Origin of the sequence: Synechococcus sp. MU1648, from assembly GCF_023630615.1 — a bacterium.
Taxonomy (GTDB): Bacteria; Cyanobacteriota; Cyanobacteriia; order PCC-6307; family Cyanobiaceae; genus Parasynechococcus.
Genome location: NZ_JAKUHI010000013.1, coordinates 35,179 through 53,370, shown reverse-complemented (window position 1 = coordinate 53,370; position 18,192 = coordinate 35,179). Strand labels below are relative to the sequence as shown.

At 59.4% G+C, this 18,192-nt stretch carries 22 protein-coding genes and 1 tRNA gene; 14 read left to right on the top strand and 9 right to left on the bottom strand.

Annotated features, from left to right (window positions below; genetic code table 11):
• Window positions 1-512, bottom strand: a 512-nt coding sequence (locus NCN06_RS11495) for a response regulator transcription factor (RefSeq protein ID WP_350223194.1), incomplete at its 3' end; no start/stop codon positions are given.
• 75 nt (window positions 513-587) lie between these two features.
• Here NCN06_RS11495 and NCN06_RS11490 point away from each other — a divergent pair.
• From NCN06_RS11490 to NCN06_RS11475, 4 genes are read left to right on the top strand one after another with little or no spacing between them, the layout of a single operon-like run.
• The gene (locus NCN06_RS11490) at window positions 588-1,001 is read left to right on the top strand and encodes a hypothetical protein (protein WP_250398948.1); all 414 of its coding nucleotides are present in this window, start codon (window positions 588-590) and stop codon (window positions 999-1,001) included.
• Window positions 998-1,405 carry a hypothetical protein gene (locus NCN06_RS11485; protein ID WP_226397898.1) on the top strand — a complete coding sequence of 136 codons (408 nt, stop codon included), beginning with the start codon at window positions 998-1,000 and terminating at the stop codon, window positions 1,403-1,405. Before NCN06_RS11490 ends, NCN06_RS11485 begins: the two co-directional genes overlap by 4 nt.
• Entirely contained in the window at window positions 1,395-1,937 is a 543-nt protein-coding gene (locus tag NCN06_RS11480; protein WP_226397897.1) for a pilus assembly FimT family protein, read from the top strand. Before NCN06_RS11485 ends, NCN06_RS11480 begins: the two co-directional genes overlap by 11 nt.
• Entirely contained in the window at window positions 1,909-2,478 is a 570-nt protein-coding gene (locus NCN06_RS11475; protein WP_226397896.1) for a prepilin-type N-terminal cleavage/methylation domain-containing protein, read from the top strand. Before NCN06_RS11480 ends, NCN06_RS11475 begins: the two co-directional genes overlap by 29 nt.
• Here the strand turns inward: NCN06_RS11475 and NCN06_RS11470 are convergent.
• Together NCN06_RS11470 and NCN06_RS11465 are read right to left on the bottom strand one after the other, a co-directional pair.
• A complete protein-coding gene (locus NCN06_RS11470; RefSeq protein ID WP_226397895.1) occupies window positions 2,475-2,828 on the bottom strand; it encodes a hypothetical protein in 354 nt (117 codons plus the stop codon). The genes NCN06_RS11475 and NCN06_RS11470 overlap by 4 nt on opposite strands.
• On the bottom strand, window positions 2,825-4,231 hold the full coding sequence (locus NCN06_RS11465) for a sensor histidine kinase (protein WP_250398947.1): 1,407 nt from the start codon (window positions 4,229-4,231) through the stop codon (window positions 2,825-2,827). Before NCN06_RS11465 ends, NCN06_RS11470 begins: the two co-directional genes overlap by 4 nt.
• Before the next feature lie 29 nt (window positions 4,232-4,260).
• Here NCN06_RS11465 and NCN06_RS11460 point away from each other — a divergent pair, with 29 nt between their 5' ends.
• Together NCN06_RS11460 and NCN06_RS11455 are read left to right on the top strand one after the other, a co-directional pair.
• On the top strand, window positions 4,261-5,133 hold the full coding sequence (locus tag NCN06_RS11460) for an ABC transporter permease (RefSeq protein WP_250398946.1): 873 nt from the start codon (window positions 4,261-4,263) through the stop codon (window positions 5,131-5,133).
• Between the two features lie 19 nt (window positions 5,134-5,152).
• Window positions 5,153-5,368: a hypothetical protein gene (locus NCN06_RS11455; RefSeq protein WP_226397893.1), complete on the top strand. Its 216-nt coding sequence runs from the start codon at window positions 5,153-5,155 to the stop codon at window positions 5,366-5,368.
• Window positions 5,369-5,370: 2 nt separating this feature from the next.
• Here the strand turns inward: NCN06_RS11455 and NCN06_RS11450 are convergent, their stop codons facing one another.
• Window positions 5,371-5,544, bottom strand: coding sequence for a hypothetical protein (locus tag NCN06_RS11450; RefSeq protein WP_166016831.1), 174 nt, complete (start codon window positions 5,542-5,544; stop codon window positions 5,371-5,373).
• 63 nt (window positions 5,545-5,607) lie between these two features.
• Window positions 5,608-6,297 (bottom strand): tRNA (guanosine(18)-2'-O)-methyltransferase TrmH, encoded by a 690-nt coding sequence (gene trmH / locus NCN06_RS11445; protein WP_226397892.1) that lies wholly within the window; start codon window positions 6,295-6,297, stop codon window positions 5,608-5,610.
• 198 nt (window positions 6,298-6,495) lie between these two features.
• On the opposite strand from trmH, the gene NCN06_RS11440 reads away from it, so the two are divergent.
• Window positions 6,496-6,837 (top strand): MGMT family protein, encoded by a 342-nt coding sequence (locus NCN06_RS11440; protein WP_226397891.1) that lies wholly within the window; start codon window positions 6,496-6,498, stop codon window positions 6,835-6,837.
• A 3-nt stretch (window positions 6,838-6,840) separates the two neighbouring features.
• Window positions 6,841-8,178 carry a 16S rRNA (cytosine(967)-C(5))-methyltransferase gene (locus tag NCN06_RS11435; protein WP_226397924.1) on the top strand — a complete coding sequence of 446 codons (1,338 nt, stop codon included), beginning with the start codon at window positions 6,841-6,843 and terminating at the stop codon, window positions 8,176-8,178.
• 9 nt (window positions 8,179-8,187) lie between these two features.
• Here NCN06_RS11435 and NCN06_RS11430 read toward each other — a convergent pair whose 3' ends face one another.
• The 3 genes from NCN06_RS11430 to petP are packed head-to-tail and all read right to left on the bottom strand — an operon-like array spanning window position 8,188 to window position 11,419.
• A complete protein-coding gene (locus NCN06_RS11430; RefSeq protein WP_226422921.1) occupies window positions 8,188-10,242 on the bottom strand; it encodes a transglycosylase domain-containing protein in 2,055 nt (684 codons plus the stop codon).
• On the bottom strand, window positions 10,239-11,192 hold the full coding sequence (gene chlG / locus NCN06_RS11425) for a chlorophyll synthase ChlG (RefSeq protein ID WP_115023815.1): 954 nt from the start codon (window positions 11,190-11,192) through the stop codon (window positions 10,239-10,241). The genes NCN06_RS11430 and chlG overlap by 4 nt, the downstream gene beginning before the upstream one ends.
• 11 nt (window positions 11,193-11,203) lie before the next feature.
• Window positions 11,204-11,419: a cytochrome b6f subunit PetP gene (gene petP, locus NCN06_RS11420; RefSeq protein WP_115023814.1), complete on the bottom strand. Its 216-nt coding sequence runs from the start codon at window positions 11,417-11,419 to the stop codon at window positions 11,204-11,206.
• A gap of 56 nt (window positions 11,420-11,475) precedes the next feature.
• Between petP and hisF the strand changes: the two genes are divergently transcribed.
• The 6 genes from hisF (at window position 11,476) to NCN06_RS11390 (ending at window position 16,321) form a co-directional block, all read left to right on the top strand.
• A complete protein-coding gene (gene hisF / locus NCN06_RS11415) occupies window positions 11,476-12,246 on the top strand; it encodes an imidazole glycerol phosphate synthase subunit HisF (RefSeq protein WP_226397889.1) in 771 nt (256 codons plus the stop codon).
• Window positions 12,243-12,944: a bifunctional demethylmenaquinone methyltransferase/2-methoxy-6-polyprenyl-1,4-benzoquinol methylase UbiE gene (ubiE, locus tag NCN06_RS11410; RefSeq protein ID WP_226397888.1), complete on the top strand. Its 702-nt coding sequence runs from the start codon at window positions 12,243-12,245 to the stop codon at window positions 12,942-12,944. Before hisF ends, ubiE begins: the two co-directional genes overlap by 4 nt.
• A 79-nt stretch (window positions 12,945-13,023) precedes the next feature.
• Window positions 13,024-13,374, top strand: a complete 351-nt coding sequence (locus tag NCN06_RS11405; RefSeq protein ID WP_115023809.1) for a hypothetical protein — start codon at window positions 13,024-13,026, stop codon at window positions 13,372-13,374.
• A gap of 42 nt (window positions 13,375-13,416) precedes the next feature.
• Window positions 13,417-14,307, top strand: coding sequence for a glycine--tRNA ligase subunit alpha (glyQ, locus tag NCN06_RS11400; RefSeq protein ID WP_115023795.1), 891 nt, complete (start codon window positions 13,417-13,419; stop codon window positions 14,305-14,307).
• A gap of 6 nt (window positions 14,308-14,313) precedes the next feature.
• Window positions 14,314-16,209 carry a ComEC/Rec2 family competence protein gene (locus NCN06_RS11395; RefSeq protein WP_226397923.1) on the top strand — a complete coding sequence of 632 codons (1,896 nt, stop codon included), beginning with the start codon at window positions 14,314-14,316 and terminating at the stop codon, window positions 16,207-16,209.
• Window positions 16,210-16,234: 25 nt separating this feature from the next.
• Window positions 16,235-16,321, top strand: a tRNA-Ser gene (locus tag NCN06_RS11390).
• 459 nt (window positions 16,322-16,780) lie between these two features.
• Here the strand turns inward: NCN06_RS11390 and NCN06_RS11385 are convergent.
• Window positions 16,781-17,587 carry a methyltransferase domain-containing protein gene (locus NCN06_RS11385; protein WP_250398945.1) on the bottom strand — a complete coding sequence of 269 codons (807 nt, stop codon included), beginning with the start codon at window positions 17,585-17,587 and terminating at the stop codon, window positions 16,781-16,783.
• Between the last annotated feature and the right edge of the window lie 605 nt (window positions 17,588-18,192).

Genomic DNA, 18,192 nt, shown 5'->3' with positions numbered 1-18,192 from the left:
AGGAACAGCAATAGCTCAAATTCCCGCTGCGAGAGGGCAATGCTGCGTTCTCCCCGTTGAACGCAGCGTTCGATTGGATCCAGCAGCAAATCACCGAGTTCAATGCCGCTGGCTTCGCCGCGTGCGTCTTGTTCGTAACCACCGCGGCGCAGCCGGGCCCGTACCCGGGCGTGCAGTTCCTTGAGGTTGAACGGCTTGGTCAGGTAGTCGTCCACCCCTGCGTCGAGGGCCTGAACCCGCTCGTCCACATCGTCGCGGGCGGTGAGCATCAACACCGGCGTGGTGTTGCCGCTGCTGCGCAGACGGCGGCACAGCTCCACACCAGAGAAGTCCGGAAGCGTCCAGTCGAGCACCACCAGATCGAACTGTTCTTGGCGCCAACGCAGCAGAGCGTCCTGACCGTTGTCGCAGCCGGTGCAGTGGTGGCCGGCATCGCCGAGTTCCTCCATCAGGAACCGCAGCAGTTCCGGGTCGTCATCGACGATCAGCAGCCGGTTCTGCTCCGGGCTCACAGGCTGGTTGCAATTTCTTCACGCTAAGTCGCTTCCGCAGCGGGGAATGCTTCATCCAACGTTTGTCGAGCTTGGATGCGATTGCCTGATCCACATCAGCAGGGTTTTGCCCTGCCCTTGGCGCTCACCACCTCGGCGCTGCTTCTGCTCAGTAGCTTGTCGTTGCAGACCCTTGCCTTGCACGCCCGTCAGCGCAGCCGTCAGTCGCTGGTCACCGCCCAGACCCGCGATGCCGAGCGTTCGGTGGCGATGGCGTTTCAACAGCACGCAGTTGGAGCCCATGCCTGTTTGTTGGCGTTGCCCTCCTCGGAGTGGGAGGGTTCAGAGCGTTGTCCTGGGGTGAATCCTGCGCTGCTTCAATTCGGCCGCGTCGTGGATCGCGACTGGGAGCTAATGCATTGGCAACCCCACGGTGCGATGGCTGGAATTCTGCAGCTGCGTTGGAGTGATGGCCGCCAGAGCCGTCTGGATCTGGAGCCGCTGCCATGACGCTCACGGAAGTTGTTGTGTCCGCGGTGATCCTCGGGATCAGCAGCCAGGTGTCTCTCCAGGGGTGGTCGCGCACCAGCCAGGCCACCGCCACGTCGTTACGCACCGATCAGCAGGTGCGGTTGCTGGAGCAACGGCTCCTGGCCAGTCGGCGGGCCTTGGCCAGTGCTGCCGTCGTTGATTTGGCTTGCCGTTGGCATCGTGATGCAGTGGTCGGTGTTTTGGAGGGTTTGCCGAAAGACGCCGGCCTTTCTTCGTCTTGGCGTTTTGAACCTTCAGGGGCTGGCCTCTGGCTCGTCGTCGAGCTGACGAACCCAGCTGCTGAGATCCCGTTCAGGCGGAGTCAGTTGGTCACCCCAGCCGGTCTGGGGCATTGCCCGCGGGAGGTCAGCGATGCCCAGTGATCTGATGCGCACTGACGGGTTGATGAGCAATCGGCCCAATGGCTTCAGCCTGGTGGAGTGCCTGGTGGTGGTGGCGCTGCTGGGGATTCTTGCGACCTTGGCCATCCCCAGCTCCAGTGCCGTGCAACGGCGCTTGGCGCTGGACAGCGCTTTGCGCCGGTTACGGGTGGGGCTCGACCGGGGCCGGATGGCCGCCGAACGGGATCGCCAGCCCTGTGCCCTGGAACTCAGCGCGAACGGTTGGCAGCCGCCGCTAGCGGGTTATCTGCCGGCCTGCCGGGGGGGTGTGACGCCCTTGGTTGAAACAGGTGAAGGTGAGCTGGAGTTGCGCAGCAACCTGCCGGACGCCGTTCGCTTCAGCACCAATGGATTGGTGCTCGATGGCGGCCTGGTGGTCGTGTCGCACCCCAGCCATGCCCAGGCCTTGTGTCTGGTGATCGGCCTGCCCCTGGGCATCAGCCGCAGTGGCGTCTACCGCGGTGATCCCAGTAGCGCCCTCAGCAGTGCCCTCTGCCAACCCAGCGATGCGTAGGCCTTACCAAGATCAGGGCTTCACGCTCGTGGAGTTGATGCTGGCGGCTCTTGTGGGCTGTCTGCTTTGCGGTGTGGCGTTTCAGCTGTTGTTCGCAGAAACCCGTCAGGGCGGCTCTCTTGCAGAGAGCTTTCAGTTGAAGCAATGGCAACGCCGCACGCTGGAGCTGGTGAAGGGCGATCTGGAGCGAGCCTCCAGCTGGCGGATCGACCCTGATCCGTCTGTTAGCTGGCCTTGTGCTTTGGCCGGTCGGCGACCCCAGCTCGCTATCACGCCAAGCGACGGCTCTGATCCTGTGCTGTACAGCCTGGGACCGGCGCCATCAGCGATTTGGCGCGGCTCAGTCTTGATGCGCTGCGGGCCTGCCTTTGATCTCCAGGGCAGCATTCGAGCTGGCAGCCGCTATCAGAACCGTGTTGTGTTGGATGCCGTGGAGTCGTTCCAACTCCACCAGCCGCCCGGACTGCCGGTGCTGCAGATTCAGCTTGAACAACGCTCCCGCCTCGGTGACCGTCGTGTTCGCTCCCAGGCGGTGGGTTAAGGCTCTGGGATGGCCTCTGGCTCCGGAGCCATCAAGAAAAACACCGTTAACGCCACTTCAGACATCGCCAGGAACAGGTGATCCAACCAGCCGAATTCCACGCCCATGCCCATGGCAGTGATCCAGCTGTTCACCACCACCATCACCGTCGCAAAGATCGCCAACACCAGCGCAGGCAGAGTCCGCAGCAAACGCCGTTGATCCCAGAGCGTCCACAGCAGGGGAATCAAAACAACAGTGCAGACGCCGTGCAGGATGCGCATCGACACATCGCTGTGCATGTGTGGTGTGATTGCAGCCCAGAGATTCACCGGGATCAGCAGTGAGCAGAACACCAGAAACGGAATCATGACGGCAGGATCACGGTGAAGCAGCTGCCTTCACCCAGGCTGCTCTGCACCTCAATGCTGCCGCCCATTCCCTCCACCAGCAGCTTCACCACCGAAAGTCCTAAGCCGGAGCCTGTTTTTTCTGGGGCGTTGCTGGCCCGTTGAAAGCGCTGGAAGACCTGCCCCAGTTCTTCAGGCGGGATGCCGATGCCTTGATCGATCACCTCGATGAAGGACGCACCGCTTGTGTGCCGCAGCACCAGACGGATGGGTGAGCGCTCAGGCGAATACTTGTCGGCGTTTTCGATCAGATCCAGCAGCACCTGACGCAGCCTGGGCGGATCGGCCTGGGCGATTGCATCGCGGGCCATTGGATCGTCAGGCAGTTCCAGCAGCAGGGGACGGTTCAAGGTGTTGCGGGCCAGATCCGCCACTTCTTCCAGCTGGTCGGCGATGCGCAGCGGTTCATTGGCGAGGGCCAATCTGCCGGAATCCCCGCGGGACAGGTCCAGCAGATCGTCCAGCAGCCGGCGCATGCGGATGCTTTCATCCTCTGCGGTCTCTAGCCCCTTCACCTGGTCGGGGCTGAGGTTGTCGCCCCGTTTGATCGTGCGGTGCAGATAGCCCTGAACGATGGTGAGGGGGGTGCGCAGTTCGTGGCTCACAGCGCTCACGAACTGGCGTTGCTGACTCCATGACTGGGCCAAACGTTCCAACAAGTCGTTGTAAGTGCGGCTCAGCTGCATCACTTCGACAGGGCCCTGACCCAGCTGCAATTTGGCGTTGGCCAGGGTGTCGGCCGTTAATTGGGAGGTGGCGGAATTGAGCTGATCCAACGGCTGAACCACGCGCCGCACCACCCAGCTCACACTGAGCAAGGTGATCGCCAGGCAGCTGCCCCAAACCATGATCATCAACCCCAAATAATTGTTCAGGGCTTGAAGGTTGGAGCTGGCCCGTTGTGCCATCCAGAGGCGTGAGCCATCGGGGAGCTGCTTGACCAGCTCTGTGACCAGCCGTTGATCATCGACGTCGATCGTGTGTTGAAGCCCCGGCTCACGGCCTGGGTTGGTGGCCATTGCGGTTTGGATCGTGTCGTCCGAGAGGGACTGGTGAATGCTGGGCCGCACCAGGACGCCGTTGTTGCGTTCGATCCAAAGGTTCGTGTTCAGATTGGAGTGGAACAGAAGCTCCTGTTCAAGACGTGCTGGATCGTTCTGCAGGTCCGTGATGGCGTCTTCGCAAAGCTCGATGCTCTGGCGGGCCAATTGCCGGTCATTGGCCAGCAGATTCCGCTGACCGATGAACAAGCCCACCGACGAGGCTCCGGTGAACCCAAGAAAGACAACGAGATAGGTGGCCAGTTGCAGCTGACCTTGGAGGCTGCCGAGGAGTCGTTGTCGCCAGCGGTAGCGGGAAGGCATGGATTCATTCTTCCGCGGTTCGGGAGACAATGCATCTGCCCGAGGCCAACTTGCCCGTGACCCGCAGCCTCTCGACCCGCATGGCCCGCTGGGGGCTGGTGATCGTGGGGATCTACCTGTTGGTGGCGTTGATCACGCCCGTGCTGGTGAGTGTTGGGATCCTTCCGGATGCCAATGCTGGCCTGGAGAACCCGATCTATTCAGGCCCCAGCTGGACCCATTGGTGCGGCACGGACCGCTTGGGCCGGGATGTGTGTGTGCGCACCATGGCCGGCAGTGGGGTGGCCCTTCAAGTGGTGCTGCTGGCGGTTGGCTTGGCCTTGGTGGTCGGTGTACCCCTCGGGATGGTGAGTGGTTACTTCGGTGGCGCTGTCGATCGTGTGATGGTCTTGTTGATGGACACGCTCTACACCCTGCCGGTGCTGTTGTTGTCGGTGGTGTTGGCGTTTCTGTTGGGCAAGGGAATTCCCAATGCCGCCGCCGCACTCTGTGTGGTGTACGTGCCGCAGTACTTCCGGGTGGTTCGCAACCAAACCGCCCAGGTGAAGAGCGAACTGTTTGTGGAAGCCGCCCAGAGCCTGGGGGCGGGGCCGCTTTGGATCCTGCGGCGTTATCTGTTCCGCAACGTGATCACCTCTGTGCCTGTGCTGCTCACCCTCAATGCCGCCGATGCGGTGCTGGTGCTGGGGGGGCTGGGATTTCTCGGCCTGGGCCTGCCGGAGACCGCGCCCGAATGGGGCGGTGATCTCAATCTGGCTCTGGCTGCGGTGCCCACTGGGGTGTGGTGGACCGCGCTGTTCCCAGGTCTGGCGATGTTTGTTCTTGTGCTCGGTCTGTCCTTCCTTGGGGAAGGCATTGAGGCTTGGGTGAGCGGCGGCGAAGCCCGCCCCGCGTCAGACTGATCCCATCAGCTCGGGTTTGATGGCCTGGTGGATCAGCCTGCTTTTGCTGAGCATGGCAGCACTGCTCTGGAAGAAGAGCTGCGACAGCATGGACGATGTGATCGCTTTGCTCGAGCGGATCCTGGCCACCACCTTGGTGATGGTGGTGGTCCTGGTGAGCCGCAATTTGCTGCTGGAGGCAGCGGTGTTAATCGCTGCGATTCAGTTGCCTGGGGTGCCGCGGCGGTCGCGTTGAGCTCAGGCCTGTTTCGGGGCCTTCACCTCTCGAATCGAAATCCGGCAGGAGCTCGGGAAGATGGCGTGGGCTGCTTCCACGGCATGGCTGAGATCGTCGGACTGGAGCATTTCCTCGCCCCACTCGTGGCCGCAGTGGTATGTGACCGCGTACTGGTGCAGCTGTTTGTTGTCCATTGCTGACAATCCGCTGCTTTGGTTATGGCCCAGGGTTCGCGGAGATACAAGTGTTTTGTCGGATCAGCAGCGCAGCTTCACAGTCCGAGGCAGCTCTTCCATCAGTTCGCCCTCCTCACTCAGGGCGGGATAGGGCCGTTGCTGCTCTTGGCACCAGCGAGCAACCTCGGGGTAGGACCATTCGAACAGCAATTGTTGGTACTGCTCAGGCTTAAGCCCTTCGCCTTGGGTCGGCGCCAGGCCGGCCACCTGGCGTTGGCGCAGCGCCTCAAACAGCAGGGTTGCCGTGGCGACCGACACGTTCAGTGACTGCACCATGCCGCGCATGGGGATGAACAGCGCTTCATCCATCAGATCCCTGGCCTCATCGGTCAGCCCCCATTTCTCCGCCCCGAGCACGAAGGCGGTGGGTCCGGTGAAGTCGCAGTCCCGATAGTCCTTGGCATTCACCCCGAGGTGGGTTCCGTAGAGACGGAACCCCCGCTCTTTTAAGTAGCGGATTGCTGTTTCGGTATCGGGGTGGTCGTGAAGAGGCACCCATTTCTGGCTGCCCTGGGCCGTGCTGTTGAAGGTGCGCGGACGCCCGTCGAAACTCACCGCGTGGGCTTCCAGCGCCCCGACGGCATCGCAGCTGCGCAGGATGGCGGAGAGGTTGTGGGGTTTCTCCACGTGTTCGAGCAGCACCGTGAGGTCCGCCATGCGGTGGTTCAGCACGGATTTCAGCCGCTCAAACCGTCGCGGCAGCAGGGGCATGGGCGATGAATCGGGTTAGAGCAACAGATGGGGGTCCTTCCATGCTTGGGGGCCTGGCAAGACAATCAAGAAGTCTGTGCTTCTGTCGCCATCCAGATCCTGCTCAAGGATCCCTCTGTTGAACCGTACGTCTCCGGCGGCACCGGAGGACGTCTGGGTTCTGATGCATGAAAGCTCCCATCAAAGCCCCGCAGATTGATGGAGTCGTCCTCATCCACATTTGATCAGCGTGTTTGGAGCGAGGTGGCTCGCATCCCCCACGGTCGCTTGGCGACTTATGGCCAGATCGCTGATTTGATCGGTGCTTACGGCTGCGCGCGACAGGTTGGCTGGGCGCTGCGTCGCCTCAAGCGCCCATCCACCGTTCCCTGGCACCGCGTGGTGAATGCTCAAGGTCGGATTGCGATGAGCCTCAGCCGTGAGGGAAGTGACTGGATGCAGCGGGAGTTGCTGATGGCAGAAGGCATTCCGGTGGATGTGGAAGGACGCTTGCCCCTACGCCAGTTCCTCTGGCACCCGGACACCCATGCTGGAGCTTGATGCCTGGTGTTCTTGTCTGATTCGGCTCCGATTGGACTCCTGCCGCGCCGCCTCGCCTGGGATGTGTTGCAGGCAGTTGCGGCTGGGGCCTATGCCGATGTGGCGCTGGAGCGGTTGCTGCGGGAGAGGGACCTCAAACCCTCGGATCGAGGCTTGGTGACCGAGCTGGCCTATGGCGCCATCCGTCAACGCGGCTACCTCGATGCCTGGCTGGATCGGCTGGGCAAAGTTCCCGCGTCGAAGCAGCCGCCCAAGCTGCGCTGGCTGTTGCACGTGGGTCTCTATCAACTGCTGCTGATGGAGCGGATTCCAGATTCAGCAGCGGTGAACACCGCCGTTGAATTGGCCAAAACCAGCAAGGGGCTGGCACGGCTGGCTCCCGTCGTGAATGGGGTTCTGAGGGCGGCGCTGCGGGCGCGGGATGCCGGCGAAACCCTTGAGCTGCCGAATGATGAGGCGGCTCAGCTGGCCCAGGCCCATTCCCTTCCAGATTGGTTCACCCAGCTGTTGCTCGACTGGCGCGGTTCGGAGGGAGCCGAGGCAGTGGCGAGCGCCTGCAACCGTGTGCCGGATCTGGATTTACGGGTGAATCGGCTGCGCTCGAGCCCGCAGCAGGTGCAGCAGGCCTTGGCAGCGGCAGGAATCAGCTGTGAACCCATCTTTGATTGTCCTGATGGCCTTCGCATTTCCGGTCACAGCGGCGACCTGCGCCACTGGCCCGGTTATGCGGAGGGCCATTGGTGTGTTCAGGATTGTTCGGCGCAATGGATTGCGCCTCTGCTGCAACCCCAGCCTGGGGACCGGATCCTCGATGCCTGCGCTGCGCCGGGCGGGAAAGCCACCCATTTGGCGGAATTGGTGGGAGATCAGGCTGAGATTTGGGCTGTGGATCGGTCTCCTGGACGGCTCAAGCGCGTCGCGGCCAATGCAGCTCGGCTAGGCCTTGCTTCCATTCATGCGCTTGCAGCGGATGCCACCAACTTGTTGGAAGAGCATCCCCAATGGCGTGAATCTTTCCAGCGGATCCTGATCGATGCTCCCTGCTCTGGGCTTGGCACCTTGGCCCGTCACCCCGATGCCCGTTGGCGGGTGACGCCGCAATCCATCCGCGGCCTTCTGCCCCAACAACAGGCTCTCCTGGATGGGCTTGTGCCGTTGCTGGCTCCCGCTGGATCGTTGGTTTATGCCACCTGCACCATTCATCCAGATGAAAATCATGCTCAGGTGCAGGCCTTGTTGAAGCGTCACCCCTCGCTGCGATTGGAGGAGGAAAGCCAGCGCTGGCCGGATCAAGCCAGCGGGGGGGATGGGTTCTATTCCGCTGTGCTTCAGCGGGTTTAGGCCGTTGGATTAATCCCGGGTCCAGCGGCGACCTTGGCGATCAACGTTGTCGTCTTGCGAGCGGTTTCTCCATAGGTAAGGCGTCTGGCGACGCGGAGGTGCCACGGGAGTGGGGTTCAGCAGTTCCAGTTCAGTCTCTGCAGTCGGTTGAGGTACTTCAGGCTCGGAGGTGGCCTTCGGCTCTTGTTTGGGTTTTGTCTTGGGCGGTTTGGCGATCGTTTTTGGATCGACCGCCAGACGCATTTTTCGTTTCAGCTTGGGTTTGTCAGGGAAGGCGCGGACGGGAATCTCGTCCTTGATCTGAAGCATGAATTGTTTCCAAGCCCATGCGGCCTCGCCGCTCGTACTTTTGGTGGCTCGATCGTCGTCGTATCCGAACCAAACACCAGTTGTGAGCTGAGGAATCGAACCGATGAACCAGAGATCGCGGGTGTTCTCTGACGTTCCTGTCTTTCCGGCAACCTGCCGATCATCGAGTTTCGCGGCGATGCCTGTGCCGCCGGTCACGACCCGCTGCAGCATCCAGTTCATGGTGTCGGCGACATCACTGTCAACCGCTCGTCGTCCTCTGTTTCCACTCAATCGCCGACTCCAAAGAAGCTCATTCTTGGGTCCGCGGATTTCCTCAAAGGGGCTGGGTGTGAAAAACACACCGCGATTGGCCATGCCTGCATAGGCCGCAGTCATGTCGAGGATGGTTTGCTCGTAGGCCCCAATAGCCATGGGGTAGTACTTGCCGAGAGGACGCTCGGTACCGATGTTGAAGTTGTTGGCAATGTCAATGACGGCATCAAACCCAACGATGTCTTGCAGTTGAACAGCCACCGTGTTGAGTGAATTCTTCAGAGCATCGGCCAGGGAGATGTTGCCGTAGTACTTGTTCCCAAAGTTTTTGGGGCAGTAGCCATTCCAGCAACGCTTTGCGTCAAACACCTTGGTTTCGGGTTTCATTCCCCGATCAATGGCTGCTGCATAAGGAAAAAGCTTGAAGGTTGAACCTGGAGAGCGCAGCGCCAGGATGGTGCGATTGAACTGACTCCTGGAGAAATCCTTCCCGCCCACCATCACTCTCACCAGTCCGTTGCCGGGATCGATCGAAACCATCGCCCCTTCAGTGTCGAATGGTGCATTGGCTCGAACAACCTGCTGAGCTTTTTTTTGCCAGTCGAGATTGAGGCTGGTGCGAACTTTGACCCCACCAACTTCAAGTTGTTCGGGAGTTAAAAGTTTGGGCAGTTCTTGGGCAATCCAAGTGGTGAAGTAGGGCGCTGCACTGTTGAAATATTTTGGTGTTGCAGGCTTAAGCCCCAGGGGGCTGTTGCGACCGCGCTCCGCTTCGCTGGTGGAGATGAACCCGGCCTGCGCCATCCGATCGAGAACGATCGAACGCTGTTCCTTCGCTAGATCAGGGTTGACCAGGGGGGAATAGATCGATGGTGCCGGGGGCAGCCCAGCGATCATCGCCGCTTCCGGAACCGTGAGCTGATCTGGGGTTTTAGAGAAATAGATCCAGGCCGCGTCGGCGACGCCATAGGCGCCGGATCCCAGGTAGACGTAATTGAGGTATTGCTCGAGGATCTGCTGCTTGCTCAGCTGGCGTTCCAGCTTCATCGCTAGAGCCGCTTCCTTGAGTTTGCGTGTGATGGTGCGGTCTTGGCTCAGGAAGACGGTTCGGGCCAGTTGCTGGGTGATGGTGCTCGCCCCTTCCCGGACAGCGCCCTGGCGGACATTGGTGACGATGGCGCGGGCAATCCCCCAGCCATCCACCCCGTCATGCTGATAGAAGCGCCGATCTTCCGCGGCGATGAAGGCTTCTGCCACCGTTTGCGGCATCGTGCCGGGCTTGACCTTCTCGCGGGTCGCTGGCCCCAGCTTCTGGATCACCTTGCCGTTGGTGGAGAGCAGGGTGATCGTTCCCGGTCGGTTGAAGCTGGCAATTCCCCGGGCATCTGGAAGAGTGGCATCCACCAGCTCTGTCAGAGCTCTCGTGCCCAGTGCAGCCCCCACTCCCACCGCAGCTGCAGTGCCTGCGATCAGAGCCCATTGCAGGCGGGAACGGTTCACATCACCTGGGTCAGGGGGCTGTGGCCCACAGCCAATGCGGTCACCAGCATTCCGAGCACCAGGAACGGCTGGGCGCTGGCTTGATATTTGACGTCAAAGGCCACGGGGTCTCTCAACAACCAGATGTCTTGGAAGGTGATCTGAGGAACAATCAAGAGAACCAACAGAACCGCTGCGAAATGTTGGCCGATCCCAATCAAGACGGCAACCATCGCCAGCTGAAAAACATCAATCATTCCGGCGCTGATCCAACTAGCACGTTCGATCCCGAAGACCACAGGCAAGGATTGAAGGCCGAGCTCGCGGTCGCCTTCGACGCTCTTGAAGTCGTTGACAACAGCGATGCCGAGTCCAGCGAGGCTGTAGGCGAGGGTGAGGAGCGCTGTGCCCCAGGTGAGTTGACCGAACAGGGCCTGACCGGCCCACCAGGGAAGGGCGATGTAGCTGGCCCCAAGGGCGTAGTTCCCCAGCCAGCCGTTCTGCTTCAGTTTCAGCGGAGGTGCTGAGTAGATGTAGCTCACAAAAGAGCCACCCAAGGCCAGGAGAAACACCACCGGGGTGCTGTGCCCAGCCCAGCGGTCGAGTCCGTAAGAGACCCCAAGGCCTGCCAGCAGCAACACCCAGATCTGCAGCTTGACCTGGCCCAGAGGAATCGCTCCCGAAGGAATCGGCCGATAGGGCTCGTTAATCGCGTCGATCTCGCGGTCGTAGTAATCGTTGATGGTTTGGGTGAAGCCCGCGAGCAGGGGGCCGCTCATCAACATGCAGGCGAAGGCGGCAAGCACGTGATCCAAACGCCACTGGTAGTTGCCGCTGGCGGCGGCCCCACAGATCACGCCCCAAATTAGGGGGATCCATGTGACCGGTTTCATCAGCTGCAGCCGCAGCTTCCAGATGTTGGTGGTGCCGGAGGCACCTTTCATCCCAAGCAGCTGACGCGCGTCGCTCACGGAGACTGTCCTCAGGAGGCGGCGATTTCGTCTTCGAAGAACCAGCTGGTGGAGCCATCACTGAGCTCGACCACCACACCGATTCCCTTGCCGTCGACAGTGCGGAAATCCTTCACCGTGCCGTTGGCGTCCTTCTTGAGAAGGTCCACCATCGCCTGTGGAATGCGATCCCGCACGCGGGTCACGCGAACCTTGGAGCCGATCGAGATGACGTCACCCTGGGACATGGCCTGCGAGGCTTGGAGAGTGGCGCAACCTTAACAGTCGCTTTTGCGCCGAATCGATGGTTGCTCTGCGTCTGATTCCCTGCCTCGATGTCGCCCGCGGACGGGTGGTGAAAGGTGTCAATTTTGTTGGCCTGCGCGATGCCGGTGATCCGGTGGAACTCGCCTGCCGTTACAGCCGTGCAGGGGCTGATGAATTGGTTTTCCTCGATATCGCGGCCAGCCACGAGGGGCGCGGCACCCTGATCGACATGGTGCGTCGCACCGCTGAATCGGTCACGATTCCTTTCACAGTGGGAGGTGGGATCAGCACCGTTGAGGGGATCACCGAGCTGTTGCGGGCCGGTGCTGACAAGGTGAGCCTGAACTCTTCGGCGGTGCGTCGGCCTGAGTTGGTGCGGGAGGGGGCTGATCAGTTCGGCTGTCAGTGCATTGTTGTGGCTATTGATGCCCGTCGGCGCGATGCAGGTGGGTGGGACGTGTATGTGAAAGGAGGGCGTGAGAACACCGGTCTCGATGTTGTGGAGTGGGCGAAGAGGGTGGCGGGCCTCGGGGCCGGCGAGATCCTGCTGACGTCGATGGACGGCGATGGCACCCAGGCTGGATACGACCTCGCCTTGACCCGGGCCGTGGCGGATGCCGTTCCCATTCCTGTGATCGCCTCCGGAGGAGCTGGTTGCATGGATCACATCGCCAAAGCTCTGGATGTAGGCCCCGCGGGAGGGCATGCCTCTGCAGCTTTGCTGGCTTCGCTGCTGCACGATGGCGTTCTCACGGTGGAACAGATCAAGCAGGATCTGCTCTCCCGTGGCCTGACGATTCGTCCATGAAGCCTGGTGATCCCGCGGCGGTGGAACAGCTGTTTGATGCTGTGGCTCCGCGCTACGACCGCTTGAACGATGTGCTCAGTTTCGGGCTGCATCGTCAGTGGAAACGTCAGCTGGTGCGTGCTCTCAAGCCGGCGGCTGGTGAACAGTGGCTGGATCTGTGCTGTGGGACAGGAGATCTGGCCTTGGAACTGGGGCGCTGTGTTCGCCCTGGCGGCACGGTGACCGGTATGGATGCGGCCGCGGCTCCACTGGAGCAGGCCCGCCAGCGCCAACGGCAGCAGCCTTGGTTGCCGGTGTCCTTCCAGCAAGGGGATGCCCTGCAAACCGGATTGCCTAGCGCCTGTGCTGACGGTGCGGTGATGGCCTACGGGCTGCGCAATTTGGCGGACCCGTTGCAGGGGCTGAAGGAACTGCGACGGCTGCTGAAGCCAGGGGGACGCGCAGGGGTGCTGGATTTCAATCGATTGCCGGCGAGCGGAGCGGCGGCTGCGTTTCAACGCTTCTATCTGCGCCGCCTGGTAGTGCCCGCCGCCGCTTCAGTGGGTTTGCGCGAGGAGTACGCCTACCTGGAGAGAAGCCTGGAGCGCTTCCCTGATGGGTCTGAGCAGGAGCGGCTGGCACAGGAGGCGGGATTTGCTGAAGCGGTCCACCGCGCTGTTGTGGGAAGACAGATGGGGGTTTTGACCCTCAGGGCGTGAACCTTTGGCTGTGTCGCTTGCGACGCACCCCATTGCTGACCTAGAAAAGCTAAAGAGAAAGTTAAGGGGAGGGTCCGGTTTGGCGTTTCCGCTGCCGAAGCTGCTGCCCCGCATCGAAGAGCTGCTCCAAGAGGTCGAGTGGCTGGATGGTCTGATCCTGATCACAGATTCCGATCGCACCTGTTTCGTCTCTTTCTCTCAGGTGGATCCGCTGCTGCGCCGCCTGCGTCAGCGACCCAAGGGCCCGGAAGTGGCCGAAAAACTCTGCATGTCCCTGCTCGACTGCCATGGAAAGGGAGGGGCAAAGCCTGTCCTGGTCTTTCAAGGGGACGGCAGTTTCTGGCTCGGAATGATTGGCCCCAGCGGCAGCAATCCGCATCGCCATCACGCCATTGCGCACCTGCGCCGTTGCCTGGCCTTGGAGGGCTGACCGGTCACTGGGCAGAATCGGAACTCAGGTAGCCCCGGCCCAGTGCATTTTCAGGACATCATCAGCACGCTTAACCGGTTCTGGGCGGACCAGGGGTGTCTGCTGCTGCAGCCCTACGACACGGAAAAGGGTGCCGGCACCATGAGTCCCCACACGGTGCTTCGTGCCATCGGCCCCGAACCCTGGGCCGTGGCCTATCCCGAACCCTGCCGCCGCCCCACCGATGGTCGCTATGGCGATAACCCCAATCGGGCTCAGCACTACTTCCAGTACCAGGTGCTGATTAAGCCGTCTCCCGATGGCATTCAGGAGACCTATTTGGCTTCGCTCGAGGCTCTGGGCATCAAGGCCGCTGATCACGACATCCGTTTCGTCGAAGACAACTGGGAATCCCCCACCCTCGGGGCCTGGGGGGTGGGCTGGGAAGTCTGGCTCGATGGCATGGAGGTCACCCAGTTCACCTATTTCCAGCAATGCGGAGGTATTGACTGCAAGCCGGTTTCCATTGAGATCACCTACGGCCTGGAACGGCTGGCCATGTACCTCCAGGACGTTGAAAGCATCTGGGATTTGAGCTGGAACGGCAAGCGCAGCTATGGCGAGATCTGGTTGCCGTTTGAAAAGGGCCAGTGCCATTTCAACTTCGAGGCCGCCAATCCTGAGCGGCTTAAGCAGTTGTTTGCCATCTATGAGGCTGAAGCCTCTGATTTGATCGAGCAGAAACTGCCGGCGCCGGCCCTGGATTTCGTTCTGAAGTGCAGCCACACCTTCAACCTGCTGGAAGCCCGTGGCGTGATTTCCGTGACCGAACGCACGGCCACCATCGGTCGTATCCGCAACCTGGCCCGCAAGGTGGCCGAGGGCTGGCTGGCGGAACGGGAGGCCTTGGGCTTTCCGTTGCTGGAGGGGGGAACTCTCGAGACAGCGGCGTAATGGTTTCTGAGTCGACGTCTTTCCGTTGATGGCGTTGCCCTCTGCCTACTGGTACTCCTTGTGCTTCGAGGAGTGCTGTTGGGGGCACCAACGCCGAGTCGATCTGATCCATCGCGCCTGATTCAGACGCCGTCAGCAGCGGTGGTGATCAGTGGTCGATTGGTCGCCGACGTGCGGCGTTTCCCCTCAGGCTGTTCTGTCCTGCTGGAGGTGGATCGGGTTGAGGGCCACCGGGCCATGGGGCGCACTGAGTTGCAGCTCCCTGAATGCGCTTCAACGCTGCTCCAGGGCTGGCACGTCCAAGCAACTGGGGTTCTGCGGCGTCCGATGCCTGGTGCCCACCCACTGTTGCCGGGATCGGCGGAGCGTCTGGCCCGCCAAGGCAGTTGGAGTCGACTCAGGCTCGACAGCATCGAGGTTCTGCGGCGTCCACCGACACCTTTGGTTGATCTGCGGCGTGATGTTGCCCAGCGGCTTCAGAAGGCCTTAGGGCCGCGGCGGGGCGCCTTCCTGTCCGCCCTGGTTCTAGGCAGCGCCCAGGTGCAGCTCCCCGAAGACGTGCGACAGGCGTTCCGCGTTGCCGGCTTGTCCCATGCGCTCGCTGCATCGGGTTTTCACTTGTCAGTGCTGCTGGGCAGTGTGCTGATGCTGGCCCGCCATTGGGCCCCTTGCCTGAGGCTTCCTCTGGCTGGCCTTTCGCTGCTGCTGTTTGTCTGTCTTGCCGGGGCCCAGCCATCAGTGGTGCGGGCGGTGCTGATGGCTGCGATCGCATTGCTGATTCGTGAGTCAGGCCATCACAGCCGTCCGCTCGGCGTGCTTCTGCTGACACTCAGCGGCATGCTGCTGTTTCGGCCTGGCTGGGCCTTGTCGATCGGCTTTCAACTCAGTGCAGCAGCAACCGCTGGTTTGATCCTTACGGCTCCACGCCTGGAGCAGGCTGTTCAAGGTTGCCTGCCTGATCGCTGCCGCGGCGTGGCCGCGGCGCTCTCCATCCCCGTCGCGGCTTTCCTCTGGACACTGCCCCTGCAGTTGCTGCACTTCGGTGCGATGCCGCTTTACGCCTTGCTCGCCAATCTTCTGGTTGCTCCGCTGCTGGCGCCTCTGACGCTGCTGGCCATGTTGTCGGCGCTGTTGGCGTTGGTGTTGCCTCCGTCCGTTCTCCCCCTGCTGCTGTGGCCGGCGCAGCAGATGGCAGGGCTGGTGATGGCCATCTCGATCTGGATCAGTCAATGGCCTGGAGCGCTAATGCTCACCGGTCGTCCGCAGGCGTGGGTTGTTGCACTGCTGGTTGTGGCCTTGTTGCCCTGGCTGCTGAGGGCAAGTGCTAGCAGCAGGCGCTGGTCGCTGCTCCCCATGGCAGCTGCCTTGCTGGCCCACGGCTTGTTGCAGCTCTCCGATGGCCTCGTGGCGGTCGAGCGTTTTGGTCGCCACTGGTTGCTGGCTCGTCATCGTGGGCGTGCTGCTCTGGTAAGCACCCATGGCGATGTCCGGAGTTGTCGGATGGCGCAACGGGTGGCCGCTGTGCATGGTCACTCCCGCCTGGATTGGGTGATGTTGTTGGATCCAGTGGCCACGGATGTGCTCCCCTGTTGGCAAGAGCTTGCACACCGCGTAGAGGCCCCTCAGCAGGGCCGCCCTCCAATCGCCACAGGCAAGATGCTGCGGAGTGATGGGTTGTCGGTGCAACGCGCGCAGTACCGCACTGGATCACTGGTGTTGCGGGCGGGACGGCAACGCTGGCAGCTGCTCCCCAGGCCTCAGGCCATGTGGAAACTTCAGCAGCAGCAGAGATCAGGCCCCCAGCAGGTTTTCACTGGAACATGGCTTGGCTTCAAGCCTTCTGCACCGCAGCGCCGTTGGCTTCTGCAGCATTGGGCTGGCTCGCGGTTCATTGGCCTCTAAAGTTCCTACACGTCCTCGGACGTGTGGAGAGGTGGCAGAGTCCGGTTGATCGCGCACGACTCGAAATCGTGTAGGGGTAACACCCTCGTGGGTTCGAATCCCACCCTCTCCGTGTCAAGTACTTCCCAGGAAGTTCTCTGAAGTCCCATCCTCTAGTGAGGGTTGGGCTTCTTAGCGTTTAGAAGGTCACAGGAAGTCCCCTAAGGACCTCAAGTCTGCAAACAACCTTTTTCGTTTTGAGCAGTTGTTTGGGGGTCTTCTGCAGTCCCAAATAGACTGCCATGGATAGGATCTCAAGAATTAAAACCCGCAAAGTGTTGCCTGGTCTTGAATTACGTGTAGGGCGAAATCAATGGGTACGGCATCTGTTGGACCCTTTGTCTGACAGCTATTTATTACCGCTAGCCGATAAGAGAAATTTACACTAGACGCGCTTCTCTGATTAGAAAGGTTTAGAAGAGTATTGTAAATGGTAGAATTAGAAGCGACGAGTTGATAAATAAATAAGCAAATAAAGAATATGTTGCAGACCATGTTCCCGCATGTTAAGTTACAAAGGGCGGTAAATTTACTATTGGCGCTTCAACAAGATTTTGAGCCTTAGCCCATTTCTTTCTTCCTTAAGTTTTTCTAAAATAATGTTTCCGTACCCCAGCTCACTCATTAAAGACTTTAGCGATGAAACAGTAAACCACTTCGCATAATCCCTTACTCCAGCAAAGGGAATCACTCTCCCTCCTTCTCTGTAATTAAAGACCTTATAGGTTCCATGCGAAGTTTCTAATAATTCGTCAGCTTGTTCGTCAGATGCGACTTGTGTATGGAAATAAATGAAACTTGGTTTTAGAGCAGCAACTTGACAACAGTATTTATATGGATTGGTCAAGTGATACAATACACCTCTGCAATGATATAAATCAACATTTAAATTAGGATAAGCAGCTAAGTAAAAATCAGATACAGATGTATTTTCAATATTTAAAAGATCAAAACACGTTGAAGAGCTTTGCCCATGGACCCAAGCCCTCACCATTGATTTAAGTACGTTCTCTATGCGCACATCAAATCCATATACTTTGGCTCCATAAATAGCCATGCTAATAGAATGAATGCCTTCAAAGCAGCCTGATTCAATAACGTTCATTTGATTCAAGTCAATTTTATCATTTAATTCGGTCACTAAATTATCGGGAATGGCTTGTACTGCAGCTCCTTTCCTGGAATTGTATTGACCTCCTACAACATGTTGCGAGCACTGACTGGCCGCAGACCAAGGCAGCAAAACTGAAAGGCGTGCGAAATCCTCGCAAGAAGCAAATCTAAGAGAATTATTTGTAAGCTTGCTGTCACTAAGTTTGCTGCTTTTCTCCAGGTTCAATGCTGAAGAATCTTCACAGTAATAAGCTTCAACTACTTACTGCATTTTTTAAAGTAGTTGAGACTTTGAATATCTTTGCTCGTCAGAATCAAGTAACACCTGGGATAAGTGCGACAAAAATTCGCCGTTCATTCTCGCATTCGATATATATAAACTCACTATACGCACTCAGCACTGATCCGTGAAGCTGATTGTTGAAAAGGTTTTCGCTAGCGATGTAAGAGAAAATTTCAAACGTAAGAGGAGTTGCGTTATGGAGACTCCCAGTAGGTCATCGCTATAGCGAATTTGTCCAAGTGAGACAGCAAGTGCTACATCCAAGTTCTTGCTCTTCTGTGAATGGCGAGTCTTCTGATTGACGCAAGTAAAGGTGCTCACTAATAGATCTTGCTGTTTTCCTACTCCTCACAAGAGAAAAGGTGATGGAACGTGAGAGGGGCAGAACAAGATTCCTTATTTATCGTTATCTTCCATGGGTCTTGAGGATGTCTATCCATCCTTTTGCAAGACATCAACTATTTGGTTTTGAAGATCGCAATTCGATTGGAGCACACTCCTGCCTGGAGTCGTTGCGAAAATCCTGAAATCTTATGCAACCCATTGAT

What these genes read in the sequence shown, in the direction of transcription:
- NCN06_RS11490 (WP_250398948.1), top strand. Translation starts at nt 588, where the DNA reads ATGCGATTGCCTGATCCACATCAGCAGGGTTTTGCCCTGCCCTTGGCG.
- NCN06_RS11485 (WP_226397898.1), top strand. Translation starts at nt 998, where the DNA reads ATGACGCTCACGGAAGTTGTTGTGTCCGCGGTGATCCTCGGGATCAGC.
- NCN06_RS11480 (WP_226397897.1), top strand. Translation starts at nt 1,395, where the DNA reads ATGCCCAGTGATCTGATGCGCACTGACGGGTTGATGAGCAATCGGCCC.
- NCN06_RS11470 (WP_226397895.1), bottom strand. Translation starts at nt 2,828, where the DNA reads ATGATTCCGTTTCTGGTGTTCTGCTCACTGCTGATCCCGGTGAATCTC.
- NCN06_RS11465 (WP_250398947.1), bottom strand. Translation starts at nt 4,231, where the DNA reads ATGCCTTCCCGCTACCGCTGGCGACAACGACTCCTCGGCAGCCTCCAA.
- NCN06_RS11460 (WP_250398946.1), top strand. Translation starts at nt 4,261, where the DNA reads ATGCATCTGCCCGAGGCCAACTTGCCCGTGACCCGCAGCCTCTCGACC.
- NCN06_RS11455 (WP_226397893.1), top strand. Translation starts at nt 5,153, where the DNA reads ATGGCCTGGTGGATCAGCCTGCTTTTGCTGAGCATGGCAGCACTGCTC.
- NCN06_RS11450 (WP_166016831.1), bottom strand. Translation starts at nt 5,544, where the DNA reads ATGGACAACAAACAGCTGCACCAGTACGCGGTCACATACCACTGCGGC.
- trmH (WP_226397892.1), bottom strand. Translation starts at nt 6,297, where the DNA reads ATGCCCCTGCTGCCGCGACGGTTTGAGCGGCTGAAATCCGTGCTGAAC.
- NCN06_RS11440 (WP_226397891.1), top strand. Translation starts at nt 6,496, where the DNA reads ATGGAGTCGTCCTCATCCACATTTGATCAGCGTGTTTGGAGCGAGGTG.
- petP (WP_115023814.1), bottom strand. Translation starts at nt 11,419, where the DNA reads ATGTCCCAGGGTGACGTCATCTCGATCGGCTCCAAGGTTCGCGTGACC.
- hisF (WP_226397889.1), top strand. Translation starts at nt 11,476, where the DNA reads ATGGTTGCTCTGCGTCTGATTCCCTGCCTCGATGTCGCCCGCGGACGG.
- ubiE (WP_226397888.1), top strand. Translation starts at nt 12,243, where the DNA reads ATGAAGCCTGGTGATCCCGCGGCGGTGGAACAGCTGTTTGATGCTGTG.